The 21,411-nt window shown below is 53.6% G+C and carries 20 protein-coding genes; 17 read left to right on the plus strand and 3 right to left on the minus strand.

What is annotated here, in order from left to right; all coding sequences use genetic code 11:
* Positions 1 to 53 precede the first annotated feature (53 nt).
* The 6 genes from EXW96_RS17380 to EXW96_RS17400 all read left to right on the plus strand — a co-directional run bounded on the left by EXW96_RS17380 (position 54) and on the right by EXW96_RS17400 (position 6,524).
* Positions 54 to 956 (plus strand): carbohydrate ABC transporter permease, encoded by a 903-nt coding sequence (locus EXW96_RS17380; protein WP_062409638.1) that lies wholly within the window; start codon positions 54 to 56, stop codon positions 954 to 956.
* Entirely contained in the window at positions 953 to 1,345 is a 393-nt protein-coding gene (locus tag EXW96_RS27670) for an ABC transporter permease family protein (protein WP_254611450.1), read from the plus strand. Before EXW96_RS17380 ends, EXW96_RS27670 begins: the two co-directional genes overlap by 4 nt.
* A gap of 17 nt (positions 1,346 to 1,362) precedes the next feature.
* Positions 1,363 to 1,791: a carbohydrate ABC transporter permease gene (locus EXW96_RS27675; protein ID WP_254611451.1), complete on the plus strand. Its 429-nt coding sequence runs from the start codon at positions 1,363 to 1,365 to the stop codon at positions 1,789 to 1,791.
* A gap of 69 nt (positions 1,792 to 1,860) precedes the next feature.
* The gene (locus EXW96_RS17390; RefSeq protein ID WP_137671194.1) at positions 1,861 to 3,573 is read left to right on the plus strand and encodes a cache domain-containing sensor histidine kinase; all 1,713 of its coding nucleotides are present in this window, start codon (positions 1,861 to 1,863) and stop codon (positions 3,571 to 3,573) included.
* A 3-nt stretch (positions 3,574 to 3,576) separates the two neighbouring features.
* Positions 3,577 to 5,190 carry a response regulator gene (locus EXW96_RS17395; RefSeq protein WP_174351062.1) on the plus strand — a complete coding sequence of 538 codons (1,614 nt, stop codon included), beginning with the start codon at positions 3,577 to 3,579 and terminating at the stop codon, positions 5,188 to 5,190.
* A complete protein-coding gene (locus EXW96_RS17400; RefSeq protein WP_174351063.1) occupies positions 5,187 to 6,524 on the plus strand; it encodes an ABC transporter substrate-binding protein in 1,338 nt (445 codons plus the stop codon). Before EXW96_RS17395 ends, EXW96_RS17400 begins: the two co-directional genes overlap by 4 nt.
* Positions 6,525 to 6,536: 12 nt before the next feature.
* Here EXW96_RS17400 and fliD read toward each other — a convergent pair whose 3' ends face one another.
* The gene (gene fliD, locus EXW96_RS17405; RefSeq protein WP_174351064.1) at positions 6,537 to 7,829 is read right to left on the minus strand and encodes a flagellar filament capping protein FliD; all 1,293 of its coding nucleotides are present in this window, start codon (positions 7,827 to 7,829) and stop codon (positions 6,537 to 6,539) included.
* Positions 7,830 to 8,172: 343 nt separating this feature from the next.
* Here fliD and EXW96_RS17410 point away from each other — a divergent pair, with 343 nt between their 5' ends.
* A complete protein-coding gene (locus EXW96_RS17410) occupies positions 8,173 to 8,613 on the plus strand; it encodes a GNAT family N-acetyltransferase (protein ID WP_054818861.1) in 441 nt (146 codons plus the stop codon).
* A 48-nt stretch (positions 8,614 to 8,661) separates the two neighbouring features.
* Here the strand turns inward: EXW96_RS17410 and EXW96_RS17415 are convergent, their stop codons facing one another.
* Positions 8,662 to 8,994, minus strand: a complete 333-nt coding sequence (locus EXW96_RS17415) for a hypothetical protein (RefSeq protein WP_062409632.1) — start codon at positions 8,992 to 8,994, stop codon at positions 8,662 to 8,664.
* Positions 8,995 to 9,194: 200 nt separating this feature from the next.
* Between EXW96_RS17415 and zwf the strand changes: the two genes are divergently transcribed.
* The 8 genes from zwf (at position 9,195) to EXW96_RS17455 (ending at position 18,795) form a co-directional block, all read left to right on the plus strand.
* Complete coding sequence (gene zwf, locus EXW96_RS17420) at positions 9,195 to 10,715, plus strand: glucose-6-phosphate dehydrogenase (RefSeq protein ID WP_062409631.1); 1,521 nt, start codon at positions 9,195 to 9,197, stop codon at positions 10,713 to 10,715.
* A 155-nt stretch (positions 10,716 to 10,870) separates the two neighbouring features.
* Complete coding sequence (locus EXW96_RS17425; protein WP_174351065.1) at positions 10,871 to 11,932, plus strand: metallophosphoesterase family protein; 1,062 nt, start codon at positions 10,871 to 10,873, stop codon at positions 11,930 to 11,932.
* A gap of 50 nt (positions 11,933 to 11,982) precedes the next feature.
* Positions 11,983 to 13,566, plus strand: coding sequence for a peptide chain release factor 3 (locus EXW96_RS17430; RefSeq protein ID WP_062409629.1), 1,584 nt, complete (start codon positions 11,983 to 11,985; stop codon positions 13,564 to 13,566).
* A gap of 209 nt (positions 13,567 to 13,775) precedes the next feature.
* Positions 13,776 to 14,543, plus strand: coding sequence for a YheC/YheD family protein (locus EXW96_RS17435; protein ID WP_054818876.1), 768 nt, complete (start codon positions 13,776 to 13,778; stop codon positions 14,541 to 14,543).
* A 122-nt stretch (positions 14,544 to 14,665) separates the two neighbouring features.
* Entirely contained in the window at positions 14,666 to 15,736 is a 1,071-nt protein-coding gene (locus EXW96_RS17440) for a LacI family DNA-binding transcriptional regulator (protein ID WP_375256464.1), read from the plus strand.
* 46 nt (positions 15,737 to 15,782) lie between these two features.
* On the plus strand, positions 15,783 to 16,943 hold the full coding sequence (locus tag EXW96_RS17445; RefSeq protein WP_137671189.1) for a Gfo/Idh/MocA family protein: 1,161 nt from the start codon (positions 15,783 to 15,785) through the stop codon (positions 16,941 to 16,943).
* 16 nt (positions 16,944 to 16,959) lie between these two features.
* The gene (locus EXW96_RS17450; protein WP_137671188.1) at positions 16,960 to 17,664 is read left to right on the plus strand and encodes a ThuA domain-containing protein; all 705 of its coding nucleotides are present in this window, start codon (positions 16,960 to 16,962) and stop codon (positions 17,662 to 17,664) included.
* Between the two features lie 27 nt (positions 17,665 to 17,691).
* On the plus strand, positions 17,692 to 18,795 hold the full coding sequence (locus EXW96_RS17455; RefSeq protein ID WP_074729822.1) for a Gfo/Idh/MocA family protein: 1,104 nt from the start codon (positions 17,692 to 17,694) through the stop codon (positions 18,793 to 18,795).
* A 51-nt stretch (positions 18,796 to 18,846) separates the two neighbouring features.
* Here the strand turns inward: EXW96_RS17455 and sspI are convergent, their stop codons facing one another.
* Positions 18,847 to 19,068: a small acid-soluble spore protein SspI gene (gene sspI / locus EXW96_RS17460; RefSeq protein ID WP_054818864.1), complete on the minus strand. Its 222-nt coding sequence runs from the start codon at positions 19,066 to 19,068 to the stop codon at positions 18,847 to 18,849.
* 145 nt (positions 19,069 to 19,213) lie between these two features.
* On the opposite strand from sspI, the gene EXW96_RS17465 reads away from it, so the two are divergent.
* Both EXW96_RS17465 and EXW96_RS17470 read left to right on the plus strand, forming a co-directional pair.
* Complete coding sequence (locus EXW96_RS17465; RefSeq protein ID WP_174351160.1) at positions 19,214 to 19,873, plus strand: potassium channel family protein; 660 nt, start codon at positions 19,214 to 19,216, stop codon at positions 19,871 to 19,873.
* An 11-nt stretch (positions 19,874 to 19,884) separates the two neighbouring features.
* Positions 19,885 to 20,718 (plus strand): TrmH family RNA methyltransferase, encoded by an 834-nt coding sequence (locus EXW96_RS17470; protein ID WP_309225136.1) that lies wholly within the window; start codon positions 19,885 to 19,887, stop codon positions 20,716 to 20,718.
* Positions 20,719 to 21,411 lie beyond the last annotated feature (693 nt).

A 21,411-nucleotide genomic window follows, 5' to 3' on the forward strand; every position in this document is an offset into this window, starting at 1 on the left:
CCTCTGCCAAACGGCGGAGGGGATTATGATGCAAGTAAGGAGCTGCACAAGCAATGAAAACTCAAATGACCTATTTGGAGAAAAGAAAGGCGGTATGGGGTTACATTTTTGTAGCGCCGGCAATCCTGCTTATTCTGTTGGTAGCGATCTATCCGCTGTTTCAGACGGTCAAGCTCAGCTTTTATGAATATTCGCTTCTGGCTCCTCAGGATCAGCAGTTTATCGGTATGGAGAACTACAAAAAATTGATTCACGACGCGAGATTCTGGAATTCGCTGGCGAATACCATGATTTTCACCGTCGTCAGCGTATTCTTCGAGCTGGTGCTGGGATTACTATTGGCTCTCGTTATGAATTTGCCTCTGCGGATGATCGGTATTGTAAGAGCTGCCGCTTTGGTGCCGTGGGCCATTCCAACCGTCGTTTCGGCCACCATGTGGCTGTGGCTGTATAACGACCAGTGGGGCTTCGTCAATATTTTGCTTGGCAAGCTTGGCATGATCGACCAATATCACGCCTGGTTGTCCGAACCGGCAAGCGCGCTTGCGGCGGTCATTGTTTCCGACGTATGGAAAACGACACCGTTTATGGCCCTGCTGATTTTGGCCGGCCTGCAGATGATTCCCAAAGATATGTATGAATCGGCTTCGGTAGACGGCGCAACGCGTCTCCGCCAATTTTTCTCCATCACGCTGCCGATGATCAAATCGACCATTCTGGTAGCTGTTCTGTTCCGTACGCTGGACAGCTTCCGCGTCTTCGATCTGGTCTATGTTATGACCATGGGCGGACCGGGCAACGCGACGGAAGTGACAAGCCTGTACGCCTACAAAACGTTGTTTAAAGATTTGGATTTCGGTTACGGCTCAACGCTGGCTGTATCCATCCTGGTTGTGATTGCGGCGATCAGCGCCATCTACATTTGGACTCTGTCGGAGAAGGAGGAACGTGCATGAAAACCAAAACCGCTTCATGGGAAAAAGCCGCTTTAGTATTGATCGTCATCGGTGCGGTGCTGTTTACGGTGTTTCCGTTTTACTGGATCACCAACGCCTCCTTCCAGGACGAACGGGTGCTGTATAACATTAATGATATTCGCTGGTTACCGGACTTAACGTATTGGCACAACTATATCGACGTTTTCCAAAAGAAAGCTTTCCTTAAATATTTGGTCAACAGCTTTTTTGTGGCTTCACTCAGCATGCTGATTGCGTTAATGGTTTCTTCCATTGCCGCATACGCACTAGCTCGGCTCAAATTTCCGGGCTCCAAAGTGATTCTTTATTTCGTGCTCGGCATTTCCATGTTCCCGGCGATGGTCATCATTTCACCTTTATATTTATGATTCAGAAGCTGGATCTGATGAATACGTACATGGCGCTGATTTTCCCTTATATCGCCTTTACGCTGCCGTTTTCGCTGTGGAACCTGACCACCTTTTTCCGCAAGCTGCCGAAGGAGCTGGACGAATCGGCAGATGTGGACGGAGCGACACCCTTTCAAACGTTCTATAAAATACTGTTGCCGCTTGTGGCTCCGGGGATGTTTACTACGGCGATCCTGGTCTTCATTTTTGCCTGGAACGAATTTTTGTATGCCGTTACATTCATTTCCAAGGATGCGCTCAAAACGATGCCGGTTGCGATCGTCGGCCTGCCGTCGGATTACGATGTGCCCTGGGGGCAAATCTCGGCCGCTTCTTTTATATCTACCTTCCCGTTGGTCATTCTGGTATTAATATTCCAAAGAAGAATTATTTCGGGGTTGACGTCAGGTGCCGTCAAGGGATAATCTGTGGGTATCTGAATCATTCTTCGGCTAAACAGACAAGATGAACCTACCGGAAACGTGGTGAGATCAATGCGGTGGACCTTTCATTTAAAAATCCGCGCGCGATTGGTCCTTTCTTTTTTGGTGCTGGCGGTTGTTCCGCTGACGATCGTCAATATTTTCGCTTACCATAAATTCGAAAGCAGCATCGAGCGGCAAACGACGGCTTCCGCCCAAGCCTCATTGCAGCAAATCAGCAGCAATGTAGACACGTACATGCTCGATTTGATCTCCATAGCCAAGGTGATCGTGCTCAACCGTTCCATCGTCCAATGGCTGCAAAAGCCCCAGGATACGGGCGCGAGCAGCAGCGTGGACCAATTGCAAAAGCGGTATAAAGAGGAACTGGATATCCGTTACTTCTTGAATGCGCAAAAGGGAAGCCGGCCCTATATTCGCGGTATTTATTTGCTGTCTGCCGACGCAGACCGGAAGATCAAGGTTCGCTCAGGTACGGATACGGACCTGCTGCCGGACCGTTTGGCAGATCAGCCCTGGTGGCCGGAGGTGCTTCAAAGCACGCCCGGCGTTTTTGTAGCGCCGCATACGGCCAATTATTACAAGCTGCGGATGCAAGGTCCCAAAAGCATCAATCTGTTCTATCCGATCCCGTCTCAGGGGGCGAACCATGAATGGGTTTTCGTTCACATGTCCGCAGACGTGCTGCTTGGAGAATTCGAAACGGGAATAGGGTATGCGGGGCAAAAGGTCGGTTTAATCGATCTGGCCGGAAAAGCCGTTCTCGGTCACGAGGATGTGCTGAACCCTACTTCCGACGAGCTGGCCATTCGCCGTGTCTCCCCGGTAACCGGCTGGACGATCGCAGCCAGTATTCCCTATGAGCAGCTATTCTCATCATCGAGGGAAGCCAGGGGTGTCACGCTTACCATCACGGCGGCGGCAGGGCTCTTGGGTCTGCTGCTCGCGCTGGCTTTTTCCAAGCACGTGCTCAAGCCGCTGCGTCTGCTGCGCAATGCGATCCGGAACACGAAAACGGGTTCGTTTCAAAACCGGGTGCAAGTGCTTGGCAATGACGAAATCGGGGAGTTGAGCAGCTCTTATAATGAAATGCTGGACACGATCTGCGCGCTGTTAAACCGGGTGAAGGAAGAGGAAGGCGCCAAGAAGGACGCCGAGCTGAAAGCGTTGCAGTACCAGATCAATCCCCACTTTTTATACAATACGCTGAATTCGGTCCAATGGCTTGCCGTCATGCACGGCGTTCCGCAGATCAAGGAACTGCTTGCCGCGCTGATCAAGCTGCTCCAATCCAGTCTCGGCAAGAAGGGCCCGTTTGTGACGCTGACCGAGGAACTGGAGGATTTGCGCAATTACATTCTGATTCAGCAGTACCGTTTCGGCCAGGGGCTTGCCGTCGATTATCAAATTGATCCGGAAGCGGGAAGATGTATCGTACCGCGGCTGATCCTGCAGCCGTTGGTCGAAAACAGTATTTTCCATGGCCTGGAGGATGGAACCGGGCATATCTGGATCGAAGCGAAAATGTCCGGAACCACGCTTCTGCTCTCGGTGACGGACGATGGGATCGGCATGACGCCGGAAGAGGTGGAGCAGCTGCTGCACAGCGAAAGTGATTTTGCAGGGAAGTTCAGCGGAATCGGCATTCCTAACGTAGCGGAGAAAATCAAGCGTTTATACGGAAGTCCTTATGGCATCAGCATCATGAGCGAGGTAGGCCAGGGAACGAAAGTGCTTCTCAGTCTGCCGATTCGGGAGGGATAACGGATGTGGAAAGTGATCATTGTCGATGATGAAGTATTGGTGCGTCGCGGGCTTGCTTCAACTATTCCGTGGGCGCAATACGGCATGCAGGTGGCAGGGGATTTTTCTAACGGCATGAAAGCGCTTGAGGCGATGGAGCTTCTGCGGCCTGACGTTGTTATCACGGATATCCGGATGCCGCAAATGGACGGGCTGACGCTGCTTAAGGAGCTCCGGAAGCAGTATCCGGAGACCATTCCGGTTATCTTGAGTTGTCATAATGATTTTGAATATGCCAAGGAGGCGATCAGCCTCGGTGCGGTCGATTACTTGGTGAAAACGACGATGGATGATCAAGAGGTGGATCGGACGTTAAGCAAGGTGCAAGCCAAACTCGCGGAACGCAAAAGTGTGGATGAGCTGCTCAGACAGATCGAGCAAAGCAAGCGGCTGGAGAAGCAGGCCGAGCTTCGGATGATTCTGGCCGGAGGAGAGAATGTGGGGGCGAAGGAGCCGTCCGTCGCGGTGAAAGAAGCTCATCGAACGGAAAACGAGTGCTTCCTGCTGCTGGCCGCACGCCCATGGGCTCCCGCACATACCCAGCCTCTATATACGAACTGCCTTCGGCTGGAGGAACGGTTCCCGGAGGAAACGGATCTGTTCTGCACGCTGGACGCGGAGCCGTATATGGTCGTTTTGCTTTGGTTTCCATCGGCGCTTTCCGCCTTGGAGGTGCAGCATAAGGTGCAGATTTGGTCCGGCCGCCTGCTTCAGCTGTTCGGCTGCAGGAGAGAGGAGCTGTTTATCGGGGCAGCTCCGCCCTTCAGTTCCATCAGTCAGGCCAAACCGGCTTTTGAACAGGCCAAGCGGGGACAGGAAGCTTATTTTTACGATGAAGGCGTGAAGACCTTCTATATGATTGAAGGTTCTGCGGCTTTGCAGGAGGCATCGGGCGTCTTGTTTACCGGAGAGGATAAGCAGCTTTGGGTTGAGGCGCTGGTCAGGAATGCGGTGCCGGAGGCCCGAGCTCTGTTCGAACAGCTGACGAAAAGGTGGAGGCCGGGGGTTTCCTCGGCCGCCGTAAAGGAAATGGCGTCTTCCATGATCGGGATGATCCGGTTCGCAAGGCATAAGCATCAGCCTTCCCTGCCTGCAACCGCCGTTCAAGAGCTGCAGCAGATGGGGAAGCTGTCGCAGGTGAAACAGTTAGTCTCAAGCGAGCTGGCTGTGTGGGAGCAGGAGGCGGAGGGTTCCTCCGGCTTGAACTCCCTGCGTCCTGAAATTCAAAAGGCGCTTGCCTATATACAGCAGCATCTGCATGATGAACTGAAAATGAGCGACGTCGCCGACCATGTGCATCTGAGCCGAAGCCACTTCAGCGCTTTGTTCAAGCAGGCTGTCGGAAAAACATTCTTGGAATACATGATGGAGCAGAAAATGGAATGGACCAAGGAGCAGCTGAAGCATACGCATAAAAAAATATATGAGATCGCAAGCGAGATCGGCTTTTCGGACTATAAATATTTTACCCGCTGCTTTAAAGAATACAGCGGGATGACGCCGAAGGATTGGCGGGAGCAGCATGTGCACAAGTCCGAGTATGCCGTCCTCCCGATCAGGGAGGAACAGGCCCTATGACCGGATGGCGGCGGAGCGTCAGGCGAAATGGGCATATTCTTCTGCTGATGGCATTGCCGCTGGTGTTTGCAGCAGCCTGCCAATCGAAGGATGCGCCCGAGCCTCAGCCTGTTCCGAAGGAACCGGTGACCATCACGTTCTCTTCTCTGGAAACAGGAACAGGGACGGCGCAAAAAATGGCGGAGGCGTTTATGAAGCAGCGCCCGGATATCCGAGTCAAAACGGTTATTCTTCCGCCTATTTCCGATGTGATGCACAATGAATACGTCAATCAATTGGTTAGCGGATCCACGGATACCGATTTGTTCGCACTGGATGTCATATGGATTGAAGAGTTCGCTTCCGCCGGCTGGCTGGCTCCCTTGGACGAATATTTCCCGGCCAATGAATTGAAGGGCATGCTCCCTAAGCCTTTGGAGGGCGTTTATTCCCGCGGCCGGATGTATGCGCTGCCCTGGTATGCCGATACAGGTCTGCTGTTTTACCGCAAGGACCTGCTGGAATCGTTGGACCGGCGCCCCCCGGCTACCTGGGACGACTTAATCGCGCAAGCGGAAATGCTGAAGCGCACAGGGCTTGTGGAACACGGATATGTGTTCCAAGCCAATGCCTATGAGGGCTTAACCGTGAATTTTCTGGAAAGCGTATGGAATAACGGCGGCCGGCTTGGCGAGCGAAGCGACCGCCCTCAGCTGTACAGCCGGGAATCGGTGGAAGCTTTGCAGTATATGCAGCGGCTGATTCGGGAAGGCATTGCTCCTAAAGAGGTATTGGATTTTAAAGAAGGGGATTCCAGAGACTGGTTCCTTGATGGGAGAGCCGCATTCCTGCGAAGCGGCCCGATCGTATGGGGGCTATCCAACCGGGAGGACTCGAAAGTCAAGGGCCGGATCGGGATTGCCCCTCTGCCTGTCGGCCCGCACGGGACGACAGGAGGCTCAAGCATCGGCGGCTCGAGCCTGGGAATGAACGCCCGCATCTCCGAATCCCGCAAGGCGGCGGCGGTTGCCTTTCTCAAATTTCTGATCGGCGAAGAAGCGCAAAAGCAGATCGCCCTCGAGCACTCGAGGATACCGGTTATGAAACGAACCTTTGAGGACCCTGAAGTGCTCGCCTTCAATCCCTTTTATCGGGATATACCGGCCGTCTTGGCCAATTCGCATTTCCGGCCCAAAGCCGCCCATTATGCCGATATTTCATCGGTTCTGCAGATCGGTCTGCACGACGCCTTGAGCCAGGGCAGTCCGGCGGATAAGGTGCTTCAGGCAGTGGACCGGATTGTCGGAGAGCTGCCCTCCGTAGCGGAACCGGCTTCCGGACTGAATAGGCCATAGCCAACCGGCTGTCTAGGAATAAAAATTCAACAGATATCCGGTAATGGGAACGGGCAGATAAGAGCGAAGCCTTTTGTCGGGACCATAAGCGTAATTCATCAAGGCGCGGTAGGCGCCGTTTTGTTTATTCAACAAGGTTTCCGGTGAAGATGTGGTCAGTTGGTTTGCGGCATGGCATATATGATCGATGAGCCCGCTGCTTTCTGTCAACCGTGCCGCCACCATATCGAACCGGAAGCGGATTTGCGCAACCAGCTTCTCTTCATCCAGCTGCAATGTGTCATCCGCTTGCTTCAGGATGCCAAGCTCTTCAAGAACATGCTGAGGCATACCTTCAAGCAGGTCGCGGCTTATGTCGGGATTCAGCACCTCTGCAGCCTCTTGCAGCGCGGCAATCAACTGATTGTAACCGGCAATGACTTCGGCAAACCGCTTCTTGATGGCCGCTGCATCCGGATACACGGAGAGGATAACAGATTCGGCCGAGGCCTCTTTCAGCATCAGCGTCAGACGCCCTTCATCCAGCTTCACCTCATTGGAGGCGGAGCTGACCAATGTACCCTCATTAATGGTATAGACGGCATTCTCCGCGGCCTGCACCATACGGTCAATACCTGTGAAGGCGACAGCCTCGCCCCGGACGTCCGTTAAGCTGAAAGCGCCGCTTGCCCCAGTGTGCTCCGCTCTCAGTTCCAGCGTCAGCTTATTTTCCCGGCGGTCACGGATAAGCAGTGCGGTTACCCCTGCTTCAGCATCGTTCACGGCACGGCGGATTCTTCGGAGCGCCTGTTCGTTGGTATCAGTGGGTCCGAAAGCAACAGACAACCGCCGGGTGTGACCGGTGCAGGAGCTCAACTCAAATTCGCACAGGCTTCCGGCCAAGGGGGAAATTTCCGTGCGTTTCTGTGCGAATCCGATGTTTCTTTGCATTCGCGCGACGCTGTCCAGCCGGATCAGATAGCTGTATATCCGGGCGTTATCGGTCACCTTGGCGCTTAATGCCGGCCCAGGCGCCCATTCTGCCGTTCGCCTGCTTAATACGGAACCGGCCGATGCATCCTTTAGCGTCTCGGCCGTCGGCTTCAAGGTTTCGGCGGCCGATAAAACGGCAGCCAGTTGTTCTGCGACCATTTGGGCAAACCGGTCAAACTCATACTGCACGTTAAGCTCGTCTGCCGCAGGTATGGCGGGAATAGGTTTGGGGGAAGGCAAACCTCCCGTTTGCCTATCCGGGTTATGCTCCCAATCATACCACTGGGTATGGATTCGGTAAGAACGGGACACACGTTGAATGGGATCGGTCATTGCCGTTCGCCTCACATTCGCTTCAGATGCTTAGGATCATTATAATTGCACTTCACTTTTTCCGTAAAATGGTTTTTCTTGACACCTCGACAGCTTCTACAGTATGATGGTTTATCAACCTTAACTTACACATAGGAGCTTGTTCCGAATCATGAACTGGATTCAATGGATCGTTATTGCGGGTGTTTTGATCATTTGCGCGGGCTTTATGGCGTTTGTCGCCAAAAAATATATGAAATAATATAACCTTTATATCGGTTTTTGTGTGAAATGGATTAACCTTCCGCTGCTGCGTTTCATACGATAAAGTACTTACTTTATGCGTAGGAAAGGCGGGCATCTCATGCTTCGAAAGCGTGTTCCAAAGCGGGATGATGCTGCGATCTTCGGGCTGGTGGAAAGGCTCCTGCTGCCATTCGCCCGGCAGACGCTGCCTGGGCTTCGTCTGAGCCGGAACACGATCAGGAATCGGCTCAAATCGTGCATAACCTTTGTGTATGCCGCTGCGGGAAACAAGACTGCGGGGTTTATTGCTCTGAAGCTTGAGAGAGACCGGCTGGCGATTGATATGCTGGCGGTCGACCCCAACTATCAGGGTCGCGGTATCGGTACGCGGTTGATGCGCCAGGCTGAGCGAACGGCGAGGGAACACGGGCTGCGGGAAGTCGTACTCTGGGTTGACGAAGCCAATGTGCAAGCGCAGCGCTTCTATATAAAGCATGGCTATGAGGCGGTATATTACGATCATCGGTTGCGGTGTTATTTGTTGATGAAGTCCGTGTAACAAAAAAACGTCCTCACCGGACGTTTTTTTGTTACTGCCGGCTTGCTCTCAGATGAGAGCAAGCAGCCACGCGATCCTGGAGGGGATGAACTCCATTCGACTGCCGCCGAAAGGGGGAACCTGGGGCAGGGGCGCAGGGACTGCAGCCGTCCGTACACCAGCAGCCTTACTGGCTTTGGAGCCTGTTCTCCCTTTCCCGGCTCTGCTCTTTTTTGTTTTGCTCTGCAGCTTTACCGCCGGCTCGTCGTTTAAAATCAGCTTTCCTTTCTCCCATCGGCTCAATGTACCGATAAACTGCGCGCCGTTCTTCAGAATCACGCACACGGGTTTGCCGTAAAAAGCTTTGCAGACTTTTTCAGAAATAGGATGGATCGGTGTCACGCGAAATCACCTCCGTCGATGCATGCCTATACTTCAGACTATGCGGGCGTTTGTGGCGCCGTCCTAGACGAATGCCTTATGGAATCCGCCCAATTTCAGGAAAAAAGCCTATGTTGAATCTCACTCCGGTTTTGGTTATGCTATAGGATATTGAGTAACAGATATTTCAAAACACTACATATAGAAAGAATGAGGGAACCATGACGAGTGCTGTGTTTATCATTTTTGGCGCGACCGGGGATTTGGCCCGCCGCAAGTTATTTCCGGCGTTTTACAGCTTATACCGCGAACGGAAGCTGGGCGATGATTTTGCCGTCATTGGATTGGCGCGCCGTTCGCGTTCAAACGAGCAGTTCCGGGACGATGTGCATGAATCCATTAAAGAGTTCGCCCGTTACAACGTAACCAAGGACGAGCAGTGGGATTCGTTCGCCGATCATTTTGAATATATGTCATTGGATATCAATGATGTGGAAGGTTTTCGCCGTCTTCGTGAGTTGACCGACCGTTTAGACGACAAGTTCGGCATCGGGGGCAACCGCCTGTTCTATCTGGCATTGGCGCCTGAGCTGTTCGGCAGCGTCTCGCATCATTTACAGGCAGGCGGATTGCTGGAATCGGGCGGCTGGCACCGCCTTGTCATCGAGAAGCCTTTCGGCTACGACCTGTCGTCGGCGGAGAAGCTGAACGCAGAGATCCGCCAGGTGTTCGAGGAAAAGGATATCTACCGGATCGACCATTACCTTGGCAAGGAAATGGTGCAGAACATCAACGTGGTGCGCTTTGCGAACACTTTTTTTGAGCCGCTGTGGAACAATAAGTACATCTCCAATATTCAAATTACGTTGAGCGAAACCGTTGGCGTGGAAGAGCGCGGAGGGTACTACGATCGTTCCGGCGCGCTCCGGGATATGGGGCAAAATCATATGCTTCAGATGCTGGCCATTATGGCGATGGAACCGCCAAGCCGGATGCATCCCGAGGATATCCGGGATGAGAAGGTGAAGGTATTCCGCAGCCTGCGCGGCTTCCAATCGGCGGCGGAGGTGCGCGCGAACACGGTTCGCGGACAATATGTGGCGGGCACGGTCAAAGGGCGGCAGGTGCCCGGCTACCGCGAAGAGGATTCGGTTAATCCGGAATCGACGACCGAGACTTATTTTGCAGCCCGGGTGTTCGTCGATAATTTCCGCTGGGCGGGCGTTCCCTTCTACATCCGTACAGGCAAGAGACTTCCAGTCAAAACGACGGAAGTGGTTGTCGAGTTCAAGAATGTGCCGAACAGCGTATACTTGTCCCGTAAGCACAAGCTGGAACCCAATCTGCTGGTGTTCCGCGTAAATCCGCTTGAAGGCATCTATTTCAAAGTGAATGCGAAGCAGCCGGGTTCGGAAGGTGCGATTATTCCTGTAGCCATGGATTTCTGCCAGAGCTGCGAGGTGGGCCTGAATACGCCCGAGGCTTATGAGCGGCTTCTGTACGATGCGGCGCGCGGAGATTCGACCTATTTCACACGGTGGGACGAAGTGGCGCTTGCCTGGAAGTACGTGGATAAGATCGCTTCGGCTTGGGGAGAACGTACGGAAGACCTGCACTTGTATCCGGCCGGAACGTGGGGTCCCGAGCGCGGACAACAGCTCGTGGCGGAGGATGGCTTCCGCTGGTGGCCGGTGAACGGACAGGATGAAGGCGAAGTCGAATGGGTAACGACGCAGCGTTAAGCTGCAGGTTGATAAAAATGAAGAGCAAAACCGGGCGAGCCTGGTTTTGCTCTTGTTATTTTTATGGGTAGACAGGATTCGACTTCTTTTTTTTGGACCGGGAAATATGTTATGATGGAGAGTAAGCTGTTGCGCAACACAGGGGGATTCTTGCCATGTCAAGACGCAGTTTTATACGTTGGATGATCGCTTTGCTCTTTATGATCGGTGCGGCGACTACGGCACTCGTGAAGCTGCTCCAGAAAGCGATTGATTCGCAGCGCCCTCCGACTCAGCCCGTTACGCTGCAAAAGGCGGCGAGTGTATTGGAGCCCGATGCTATGCTTCCGGAAAGCGATCCTGACGCTGCGCAGTTTTCTTATATGGTTTTGAGCGATCTGCACATTTCACCGGAGGTCCCAAGCACCATAAAGAAGCTGAAAGACGCGATAGAGGATATGAAGCAGTTCGGCATGCCTGTGGAGGCTGTTGTAATCACAGGTGATTTGACGGAATATGGTATGGAAAAGGAATATCAGGAGCTGCGCAAGATTCTGTCGGCCTATCCGCTGCCTACGGTGTATGCGAACATGGGCAACCATGATTACTACGACATTTGGATTGACCGCAAAGGGGCGTTCAATCCGGCTACGATGCCTAACGGCAAGACGGATTGGCAATCCCGCGAGCGGTTTCAGAAGTTTTTCGGCTTGCAGAAGCCGTACCACGACGATTGGGTAAAGGGTCACCATCTGATCTTGCTTTCGCAGGAAACCTATGTTCAGGAAAAACCGGAGTTCGGCGAAGGAGCGTGGTACTCCGACGAGCAGCTGGCCTGGCTGGAGCAGCGGCTGGCTGAGCATAAGGACGGCAAGCCGGTCTTCATCATGACTCATCAGCCGCTGCCGCCGGCAGGCCAGGACGGCCGTTCGCATCAATTGATTCGTGCGAACAAATTCCGCGAGCTGGTGAAGCCCTACAAGAACGTGTTCGTTTTTTGCGGACATCGCCATCACGATTTTCAAGGTACGGGGGAGCATTACGTTCAAGAAGGCTTTCACTACTTTCATAATTCCTCCGTCGGCCGTGTGCTGAATAAAAGCTATCAGCATGTCGACAAGGAGAAGTCGCAAGGACTGTACGTGCAGGTGTATAAAGACCGAGTGAGACTGCGCGGCAGGGAGTTCAGCAACCGCACCTGGATCAAGGAAGCGGACTGGACGGTGAAGCTGGTTTAAAAGGGCAGGTTGAAACTGACGAAATGACAAGGAAGGAACTGGAATAGATCATGAGTATCGGCACAACCGGTAAATTGCAAGAAGAGGTACAAAAACGCCGCACGTTCGCCATTATATCTCACCCTGACGCGGGGAAAACGACGCTGACCGAAAAACTGCTGCTGTTCGGAGGAGCCATCCGGCTGGCCGGTACGGTAAAAGGGCGAAAAGCGAACCGTCACGCGACAAGCGACTGGATGGAAATCGAGAAACAGAGAGGAATTTCGGTTACCTCCAGTGTCATGCAGTTCGATTATAACGGCCATCGGGTGAATATTCTCGATACGCCTGGTCACCAGGATTTTAGCGAGGATACGTACCGCACCTTAACCGCGGCCGATAGCGCAGTCATGCTGATTGACTCGGCCAAAGGGGTCGAGGCCCAGACGAAGAAGCTGTTCCAGGTGTGCCGCCAGCGGGGCATTCCGATTTTTACCTTTATCAACAAATTGGACCGCGAGGGACAAAATCCGTTCGACTTGCTTGAAGAGCTGGAGCAGGTGCTCGGCATCCGCTCGTATCCGATGAACTGGCCGATCGGCATGGGCAAGCAGTTTTGCGGCGTGTATGACCGGAAGCTGACCCAGGTGGAGCTGTTTCAGGGCGACGACCATAAAGAAATCAGCGTGCGCAAGGTAAGCGGATATGATGACCCGGTCGTAAAAGAAATTGCGGGAGAGTATTTCTATGATCAGCTCGTACAGGATTTGGAGCTGCTCGATGTGGCCGGTGACGAATTCGATTACGAAAAAATCCGTGCGGGCGAGCTGACGCCTGTGTTCTTCGGCAGCGCGATCAACAATTTCGGCGTGCAAACCTTCCTTGAGAACTTCCTGCAGCTCGCGCCTTCGCCAACACCGCGCAAAAGCACGGCAGGCTTGGTTGACCCGCTTAATGAGAAATTTTCCGGATATATTTTTAAAATTCAGGCCAATATGAACCCGGCACACCGTGACCGGATCGCTTTCCTGCGGATTTGCTCCGGCAAATTCGAACGCGGCATGTCGGTGAAGCACGTGCGTGTAGGTAAAGATATCAAGCTGGCGCAGCCGCAGCAGTTTTTGGCGCAGGACCGCGATATTGTGGAAGACGCCTATCCTGGGGACATTATCGGACTGTTTGACCCGGGCATCTTCCGCATCGGAGATACCCTATGTCAAGGCGGGGGGCTGGAGTTTGACGAGCTGCCGACCTTCTCGCCGGAGCTGTTCTCCAAGGTGACGGTAAAAAATGCGCTCAAGCATAAGCAGTTTCAGAAAGGCGTCGATCAGCTGACGGAGGAAGGCACGATCCAGGTGTTCAAAACGATCGGATTCGAGGACATGATTCTGGGTGTCGTCGGTCAGCTTCAGTTTGAAGTGTTCGAGTACCGCATGAAGGCGGAGTACGGGGTTGAGGTGCAGCTTTCGCGGATGAGCTATCAGTTTGCCCGCTGGCTTGTCGGAGACGAGATCGACCCCGGGAAATTCCGGATCAATTCGCAGCTGGTGAAAGACAAGAAGGAGAACTACGTGGCCTTGTTCGAGAACGAATATGCGCTGCGCACGGCGATGGAGAAAAACCCGAATCTCAAGTTTTTGGAGATGGCCCCCTAACGCTTCAATCCATAAGCCCCTTTTTCGGTCGGTTAGACCGGAAGAGGGGCTTGCCGTTTTCCGTCAGGCGCTATGAGCTGATCTTTACTTTGGTTAGGCTGCTGCCTTTATCCAATGGATGCCTGAGGGCATACAATATGTTGGGTTCAGGAGTCTGCTTCCGTCGGGCCGACCGGGCTCTTCGGCTAAGGAAAAGAAAGGTGGATGACATGGGCAAACGGAATAACCAGAGATACATTGTAAGCAAATGGGCCAAAACCAAGGCGCTGCTGCCTAATCGTTCCATTGCTAAACATATTCCCGATACGAGAGTGATAACGCGAAACTCTCTTCAGGATATGCTGTATCAATACGGAATGGTGTATGTTAAACCGGACAACGGGACTTATGGAAACGGCGTCATGCGCGTAGAACGAGAATCGGGTCCGGGCGGAATCCGGTACCGTTATCAAGCGGGAACGAGGGTCAGAACGTTTAACAGCTACGAGGCAATGTACAATTCCATCAAAAAGCTGATAGGAAAACGGAAATATCTGATTCAAAAAGGGATTCATCTGCTGAAATACAACAACCGGCGCTTCGACCTGCGGGTCATGGTTCAGCAAAGTCCATCCAAACGCTGGGTGACAACGGGAATCATCGGCCGGGTAGCGGCTAAGCGCAAGGTGGTGACCAACGTGCATAACGGAGGCACGCTTCTGCCATTCGAAACGCTCCTGAAGGGGCATACGGGAGCTGCGAGGCGCAGGGGGTTATTCCAGGGCTTGAAGCGGCTCGGTCTCTCAGTGGCCGAGCAAATGAAGACGAGATATGCGGGGATTAAGGAGCTGGGGCTCGACGTGGCGTTGGATCGGAAGCTTTATCCCTGGATTCTGGAGGTAAATACGGCCCCGGATCCGTTCATTTTCAAGAAGCTCAAGGACAAACGGATATACAGAAGAATATATCACTACTCGAAAGCATACGGACGGCTCTAAAGGGTCGTCTTTTTTTTTTTTCAGGCGGGCGGAGTCACAGAGGGTTGACAGGAAGTTTATACCAAGAGATAATGAACGCGTGTACATTTTATATATGGTGTAGGCTGGAGGAGGTGGCTGGAATCGTAACCCGAAAGGAAGTCGCGGCGTTGGCGGGAGTATCCGAAGCGACGGTTTCCCGTGTGCTTAACGGCGTTGGCCCGATGAAGGATGAAACGAAGCAGAGGGTGCTCCTGGCGGCCAGGGAGCTTAACTACCATCCGAACGCGATTGCCCAGAGCTTTGCCCGCCGCCGAAGCGGGAATCTGGGTGTGGTTCTTCCTTATGTACCGAAGGTCCATATTTTTTCTACCTATTATTTCTCCGAAGTTTTAAGCGGGATCGGAGCGCAGGTCAAGGAGTCTGGGTATGACATGCTGTTGATGTTCCGGTCGCCGGGAGAAGAAAGCGATTACACCCGAATGTTCCGTTCGCAGAAAGTGGATGCCTGCATCATTCTGGGGGCCATGGATACGCCTGGCGAACGGGCGGAGCTCAAGAAATTGGAAGAGGGCGGGTTCCCGTTCTGCCTGGTCAACCAGCATTATGCCGGGGAACGTTATAATGAGGTCGATGCCGATCACGAGACGGGGAGCTATCTCGCCGTTCGTCATCTGCTGGATTCGGGGTACCGCGGGATTGCTATGCTCAACGGGCCGCCGCCCTTCTCCAACAGCGGCGACCGGCTGCGCGGGTATGCCAGAGCGCTGCGGGAAGCGGGGCTTCTGGAGCCCGGCACAGAAGCGGGGGTCCGCGACGGCATTCCGCCGCATTGGTATTATGAGGGCAATTACAGCCGCACCAGCGGGTATAAGGCGGCGGCAGAAATATATCGTCATCTCGGCCGGATCGATGCGGTATTCGTTTCGAACGACCGGATGGCGGTAGGCCTCATGCAGGGGTTGCGGGAGTTGGGATGCATACCGGGCAAAGATCTTGCCGTCATTGGCTATGACGATTCCGATGCCGCCCGTATGACGGATCCGCCGCTCACCAGCGTAGCCGTACCGTTCTATGAGATGGGACGGCTTGCGGCGAAAAACCTGCTGCTTCGCTCGGCAGGGGGACCGGAGGCAGATGCCGGCTTGGATGCCTTTCAGCTGAAGCTGGAGACGAAGCTCATTATTCGTCAATCCTGCAGGAAAAAATCTTAAGCTGTCAAGAAGAGAATCAGCACTTATGGAGGAGGCGGAATTCAGAATGGAGCAGGTTCGAGTGGGGATGGTCGGTTACAAATTTATGGGCAAGGCACACAGCCATGCCTATCGTGATTTGCCGATGTTTTTTCCGAAGACGGCCAAACCGGTGATGAAGGCGATCTGCGGCCGTGACGCTGACGGGGTAGCGCAGGCGGCGGAGCAGTTTGGCTGGGAAAGCTATACGACCGATTGGCGGGAGCTCGTAAAGCGGGACGATATCGACCTGATCGATATCAACGCACCCAGCGATGCGCACAAAGCCATTGCGCTTGCCGCCGCGGCCGGCGGTAAGCATGTGTTCTGCGAGAAGCCGCTGGCGCTGACGCTCAAGGATTCCCGCGAAATGCTGCAGGCGGTCGAGGCGGCGGGCGTGAAGCATATGATCGGCTTCAACTATCGATTCGCTCCGGCGGTGCAGCTGGCCAAAAAGCTGATTCAGGAAGGGCGGCTCGGGCATATTTATCATTTCCGCGCCTGGTTTTTGCAGGATTGGATCGTAGATCCCGATTTCCCGCTCGTATGGAGGCTGCAAAAGGAGGTTGCCGGTTCCGGCTCACACGGCGATTTGGGTGCGCATTTGATTGATTTGGCGCATTTTCTTGTCGGTGAAATGAAGGAAGTGATCGGCATGAGCGAGACCTTCATCCGGGAACGTCCGCTGCCGAGCATGATGACCGGGCTCAGCGCCAAGGGCGGCAGGGATGCTCCCCGCGGTCCGGTAACGGTGGATGATGCGACGCTGTTCCTTGCCCGTTTCGCCGGCGGCGCGCTCGCAAGCTTCGAGGCAACGCGCTTTGCCCCGGGGCACCGCTGCACCAACGCGTTTGAGATCAACGGCAGCAAGGGCAGCGTGAAGTTTGATTTCGAACGGATGAATGAACTGCTGGTCTATTTTACCAAAGACGCGGAGGATGTTCAGGGCTTCCGGCGGGTGCTGGCGACCGATCCTTCCCACGCCTACTCCGAAGCCTGGTGGCCGCCGGGCCATACGATCGGTTACGAGCACACGTTCATTCATGAAACGGTTGAGCTGATGCAGGCGCTTGCGGAGGACCGCCAGCCGGTTCCGAATTTTCATGACGGCGTCAAATGCCAGCAGGTGCTCGAAGCGGTCGATTTATCCATTGCAGAGCGCCGGTGGGTTCAAGTAGACGAAGTATGACGAAGGAGTGACGGCCATGAAACAAGCATTGATCGTATGGGGCGGATGGTCCGGTCATCAGCCGGAGCAGGTGGCGGCTATTTTTCGGGGCATCCTGGAGGGCAGCGGCTATGAGGTCGAAGTATCCGATAAGCTGGAAGCTTTCGCCGATGCGCAAAAGCTCATGGCGCTGGACCTGATCGTGCCCGTATGGACGATGGGCGAAATCGGCGAAGAGCTGGTTAAGAACGTTTCGGCGGCGGTTCAAAGCGGCGTAGGGATCGCCGGATGCCATGGCGGCATGTGCGATTCATTCCGTAAGAGCGTGCACTGGCAGTTTATGACCGGAGGCAACTGGGTTTCTCATCCGGGCGGCGACGGCGTGGAATATACGGTCAACATCAAAAACAGTTCGAGCCCGCTGCTCGAAGGGATCGACGATTTTACGGTCAAGAGCGAGCAGTACTACCTCCACGTCGATCCGGCGGTGGAAGTGCTGGCTACGACACGTTTTCCGGTGGTGCCGGGGCCTCATTCGCTGAACAAAGCGGTCGATATGCCTGTGGTTTGGACGAAACGCTGGGGGGTAGGCCGGGTATTCTACTGCTCTCTTGGGCATCAAGCCGATATCGTGGAGATGCCTCCTGTGAAAGAAATGATGCGCAGGGGACTTCTTTGGGCGGCTGAAGGCAAAGGGCTGGCCGCCTATCAAACGGGCGTGGCCGGGGAGAATTTATTCTAGCATCGCGTCTCTGGAGGGACATTTCCTATGCAAAAGCTGAAAGTGGGCATGATCGGCTGCGGTAAAATTAGCAGCATTTATTTTCAAAATTGCAAAGCGTATCCCGTTCTGGAGGTAGCCGCCTGCGCGGATTTGAATGTGGCGCGCGCCCGGGCAAGCGCTGAAGAACACGGCGTACCCAAGGCGTGTTCGGTGTCCGAGCTGCTGGCAGATGCGGAAATCGATATCGTGATTAATTTGACGATCCCCGCCGCGCATGCGGAAGTGTGCCTTCAGGCACTGGACGCCGGAAAGCATGTGTATGTGGAGAAACCGCTCGCCGTTACGCGGGAGGAGGGCCAAGCGATTCTGGCCAAAGCCAAGGAGAAGGGCAGGCTGATCGGCAGTGCGCCGGATACCTTCCTTGGAGGCGGCATTCAAACCTGCATCAAGCTGCTTGATGACGGATGGATCGGCACGCCCGTAGCGGCCTCGGCGTTTATGATCGGCCGCGGCCATGAGCATTGGCATCCCGATCCGGAGTTTTACTATGCCAAGGGCGGCGGACCGATGTTTGATATGGGGCCCTACTACTTGACGGCGCTGGTCGCCATGCTGGGGCCGATCCGCAGAGTGACGGGCTCTACGCGAATCTCCTATCCTGAGCGGACGATCACAAGCCAACCCAAATTCGGCCAAACGGTAAAGGTGGAGACGCCGACGCATGTGGCCGGGGTGATGGATTTTCACAGCGGCGTGATCGGAACGATCACCACCTCGTTCGACGCGTTCGGCGGAGCGCAGGTTCCGCGGATTGAAATCTATGGAAGCCAGGGTACGCTCAGCGTTCCCGATCCGAACACCTTCGGCGGCCCCATTCGTATAAAACGCCACGATCATAAGGACTGGAGCGAGATTCCGCTCATGCACGGCTATACGGAGAACAGCCGCGGTCTGGGTGTGCTGGACATGGCATATGCCGTGATCAACGGCCGTGCGAACCGCGCCGGCGGCGAGCTCGCGTATCATGTGCTCGAAGCCATGCACGGGTTCCATGATGCGGCTGATGAAGGCAAGCATTATATCATGCAGAGCCGTTGTGAACGGCCGGTCCCGATGCCGCTCGGTCCCGTTCACGGGATATTGGACTAACTCATGACAAAGCGTGCAGAGTGAAGTCATTCTGCACGCTTTTGTGTTCCTTTATGCGGTGGGAGAAGCATGGCTTAGATGTTCTTTTAACGTATGGACCATCTGGTTTTGTTCATCGGCGCTGCTGTTTTTCCAGATCATTTCGAACAGCACGCCAAGCCCGGGCAGCACACGCTCCTCGCCGTCAATCGAATCCTCAATGACACCCTTCAGGTCATCGTCATTTTTGCCATGCACACGCTGAATAATGGCTTGTCTCAAACTCAAGTTCATCGGATGTTCCTCGCTTTTCGTCTTTTTCCATTTATTAATATGTACACCCGTGCTTCAAATCATGCTTGGGCCGCCGCAGTTTTGATGGAGGCTGCTTCGTTTTGATATAATAAAACAAAGCGAAGGGAGATGCGTCCTCATGGCAATGAATAAGCAATTCGCCGTGATCGGCATGGGGCGGTTCGGCTCCAGCGTTGCCAAAACTTTATCGAGTCTCGGGTATGAAGTACTTGCCATTGACCAGAGTGAGCAGAGGGTTCAGGAAGTTTCCAATATCGTTACCCACGTCGTACAGGCGGATTCAACGGATGAAGAGGCGGTCCGCGCACTCGGCTTGCGGAATTTCGACGTCGTGGTGGTGGCTATCGGACAAGACATACAGTCGAGTATTCTGACAACCATTATTTTGAAAGAAATCGGCGTACCTATGGTCGTTGTGAAGGCACAGACCGAGCTGCAGGGTAAAGTGCTGAAGAAAATCGGAGCGGACAAGGTGATTTATCCCGAGAGGGACATGGGCCAACGGGTCGCGCATCATTTGATTTCAGCCAATATTCTGGATTACATCGAGCTTTCCGAGGATTACAGCATTGCCGAGATTCAGGCCAGCCGGCAGATGATCGGACAAAATCTGAGACAGCTGGATATCCGGGCCCGGTACGGCTGCAACGTTATAGGTATCAAAACGGGAGAAAAAATCAATATTGCCCCGAAAGCCGAGGATACGATTAAAGCCCATGATATTCTTATCGTAGTGGGAAGTAATACGGATTTGCAGCGATTTGAGAAGACTTTTGAGGAATAGGTGAACAGGTAGTGGATATCAAGGACCCGTTAGTGAATCGCGGAGCGGAGACGATCATCAGCTCAGTGCAAAATCCAAGGATCAAGCAGTGGACCGAGCTGCAAAGCCGTAAGGGAAGGGAAAAGCAGGGCCGCTTTCTGATTGAGGGTATTCATTTGGTGCAGGAGGCGCTGCGCTCCGATCTGATTCCCGAGGTAGTGGCTTATTCGGATGAGCGGGCCGAAGCCTGTGCCGATCTGCTGCAGGAGGCGGCAGAGCGAGGGGTGGAGCTGGTTCAGGTGACGGAGGCGGTCTTGGCCAAATGCACGGATACCCAAACACCCCAGCCGGTTTTCGCGGTTGTTCCGAAGCTGCCGTGGCGGGCGGCGGATTTGATTTCGGCCAGCGAACAGGACGGACTGGTTGTTGTTATTGACGGCATTCAGGACCCCGGCAACCTGGGCACGATCATCCGCAGCGCCGATGCGGTCGGCGCCTCCGGCGTGCTGCTCGGCAAGGGCACGGTCGATCTATACAACCCGAAGACGGTGCGCTCCACCATGGGATCGCTGTTCCATCTGCCTATTGTACAGGGAGACTTGGCGCAATGGCTGCCGGAAGCAGCCTCCCGCGGTATCCAGGTGGCGGCCACCCGGCTTGAGGATGCGGTCAGTTTCTACGACTATGACTTCCGTCGCCCCACATGGTTTGTGATCGGCAACGAAGGCCAGGGCGTATCCGCAGAGGTGCAGCAGCTTGTACAGCGCCACGTGCGCATTCCGATGCAGGGCCGCGCGGAGTCGCTTAACGCCGCCATGGCGGCAACGGTCGTGCTCTTTGAAGCGATGCGGCAGCGGGGAGCTTAGACAAGGGGAAAATCGTGTCTACGACCCTAATTTACTTTTTCTTATAGGAACACTATAATAATTAAGGTGTTTGATAAAAACTTGAGGAGGATTATTAAAAATGTACCATATCAGACTTCGTATCCCGACTTTGAACCGGTAATTTCATACGTTCAAAGACTCTGTTTGTCCGTACAGAGTAAAAGGGATTAGTCTGCCCATTTTTGATAATCTTCATTTCAATAGAAAACTGTATTGTGAAGAAAGGCGGATCGTTCTGCCTTTCTTTATTTATGTGGATTGCTTTCCCTTGTACAGGGGAGGTTTATTTTGCGGCGGCTATTTTAGACCCAAAAAACTAAAAGTGCAAAACATTTGAGTCAATTCGAGTCGACGTTTAGGTGCCCGCTATGCAAAAGCTCAATGAAAATTGTTGATTTTAAGAGTCTGATATGTTCCAAGCAGCATGTTTGATATTACAAAATATGGATATCTGAACTTGACGCCTCATCCTTTTAATAGTCATTACAAGAAGGAATTGTTTGAAGCCAGGCGCCACATCATTATGGAAAGCAACTTATACAATGCTGTGCACAAAAAGATTACGAAAGTGATCGGGGAGCATACTGGTGTTTCTTCTGATCCTTTACTGGTTGCAGATTTAGGCTGTGGGGACTACGAGAAGTATTCTTTGATAACAACGAAAAAAGGGCT

Source organism: Paenibacillus sp. JMULE4, assembly GCF_013337105.1.
Classification (GTDB): Bacteria; Bacillota; Bacilli; order Paenibacillales; family NBRC-103111; genus Paenibacillus_G; species Paenibacillus_G naphthalenovorans.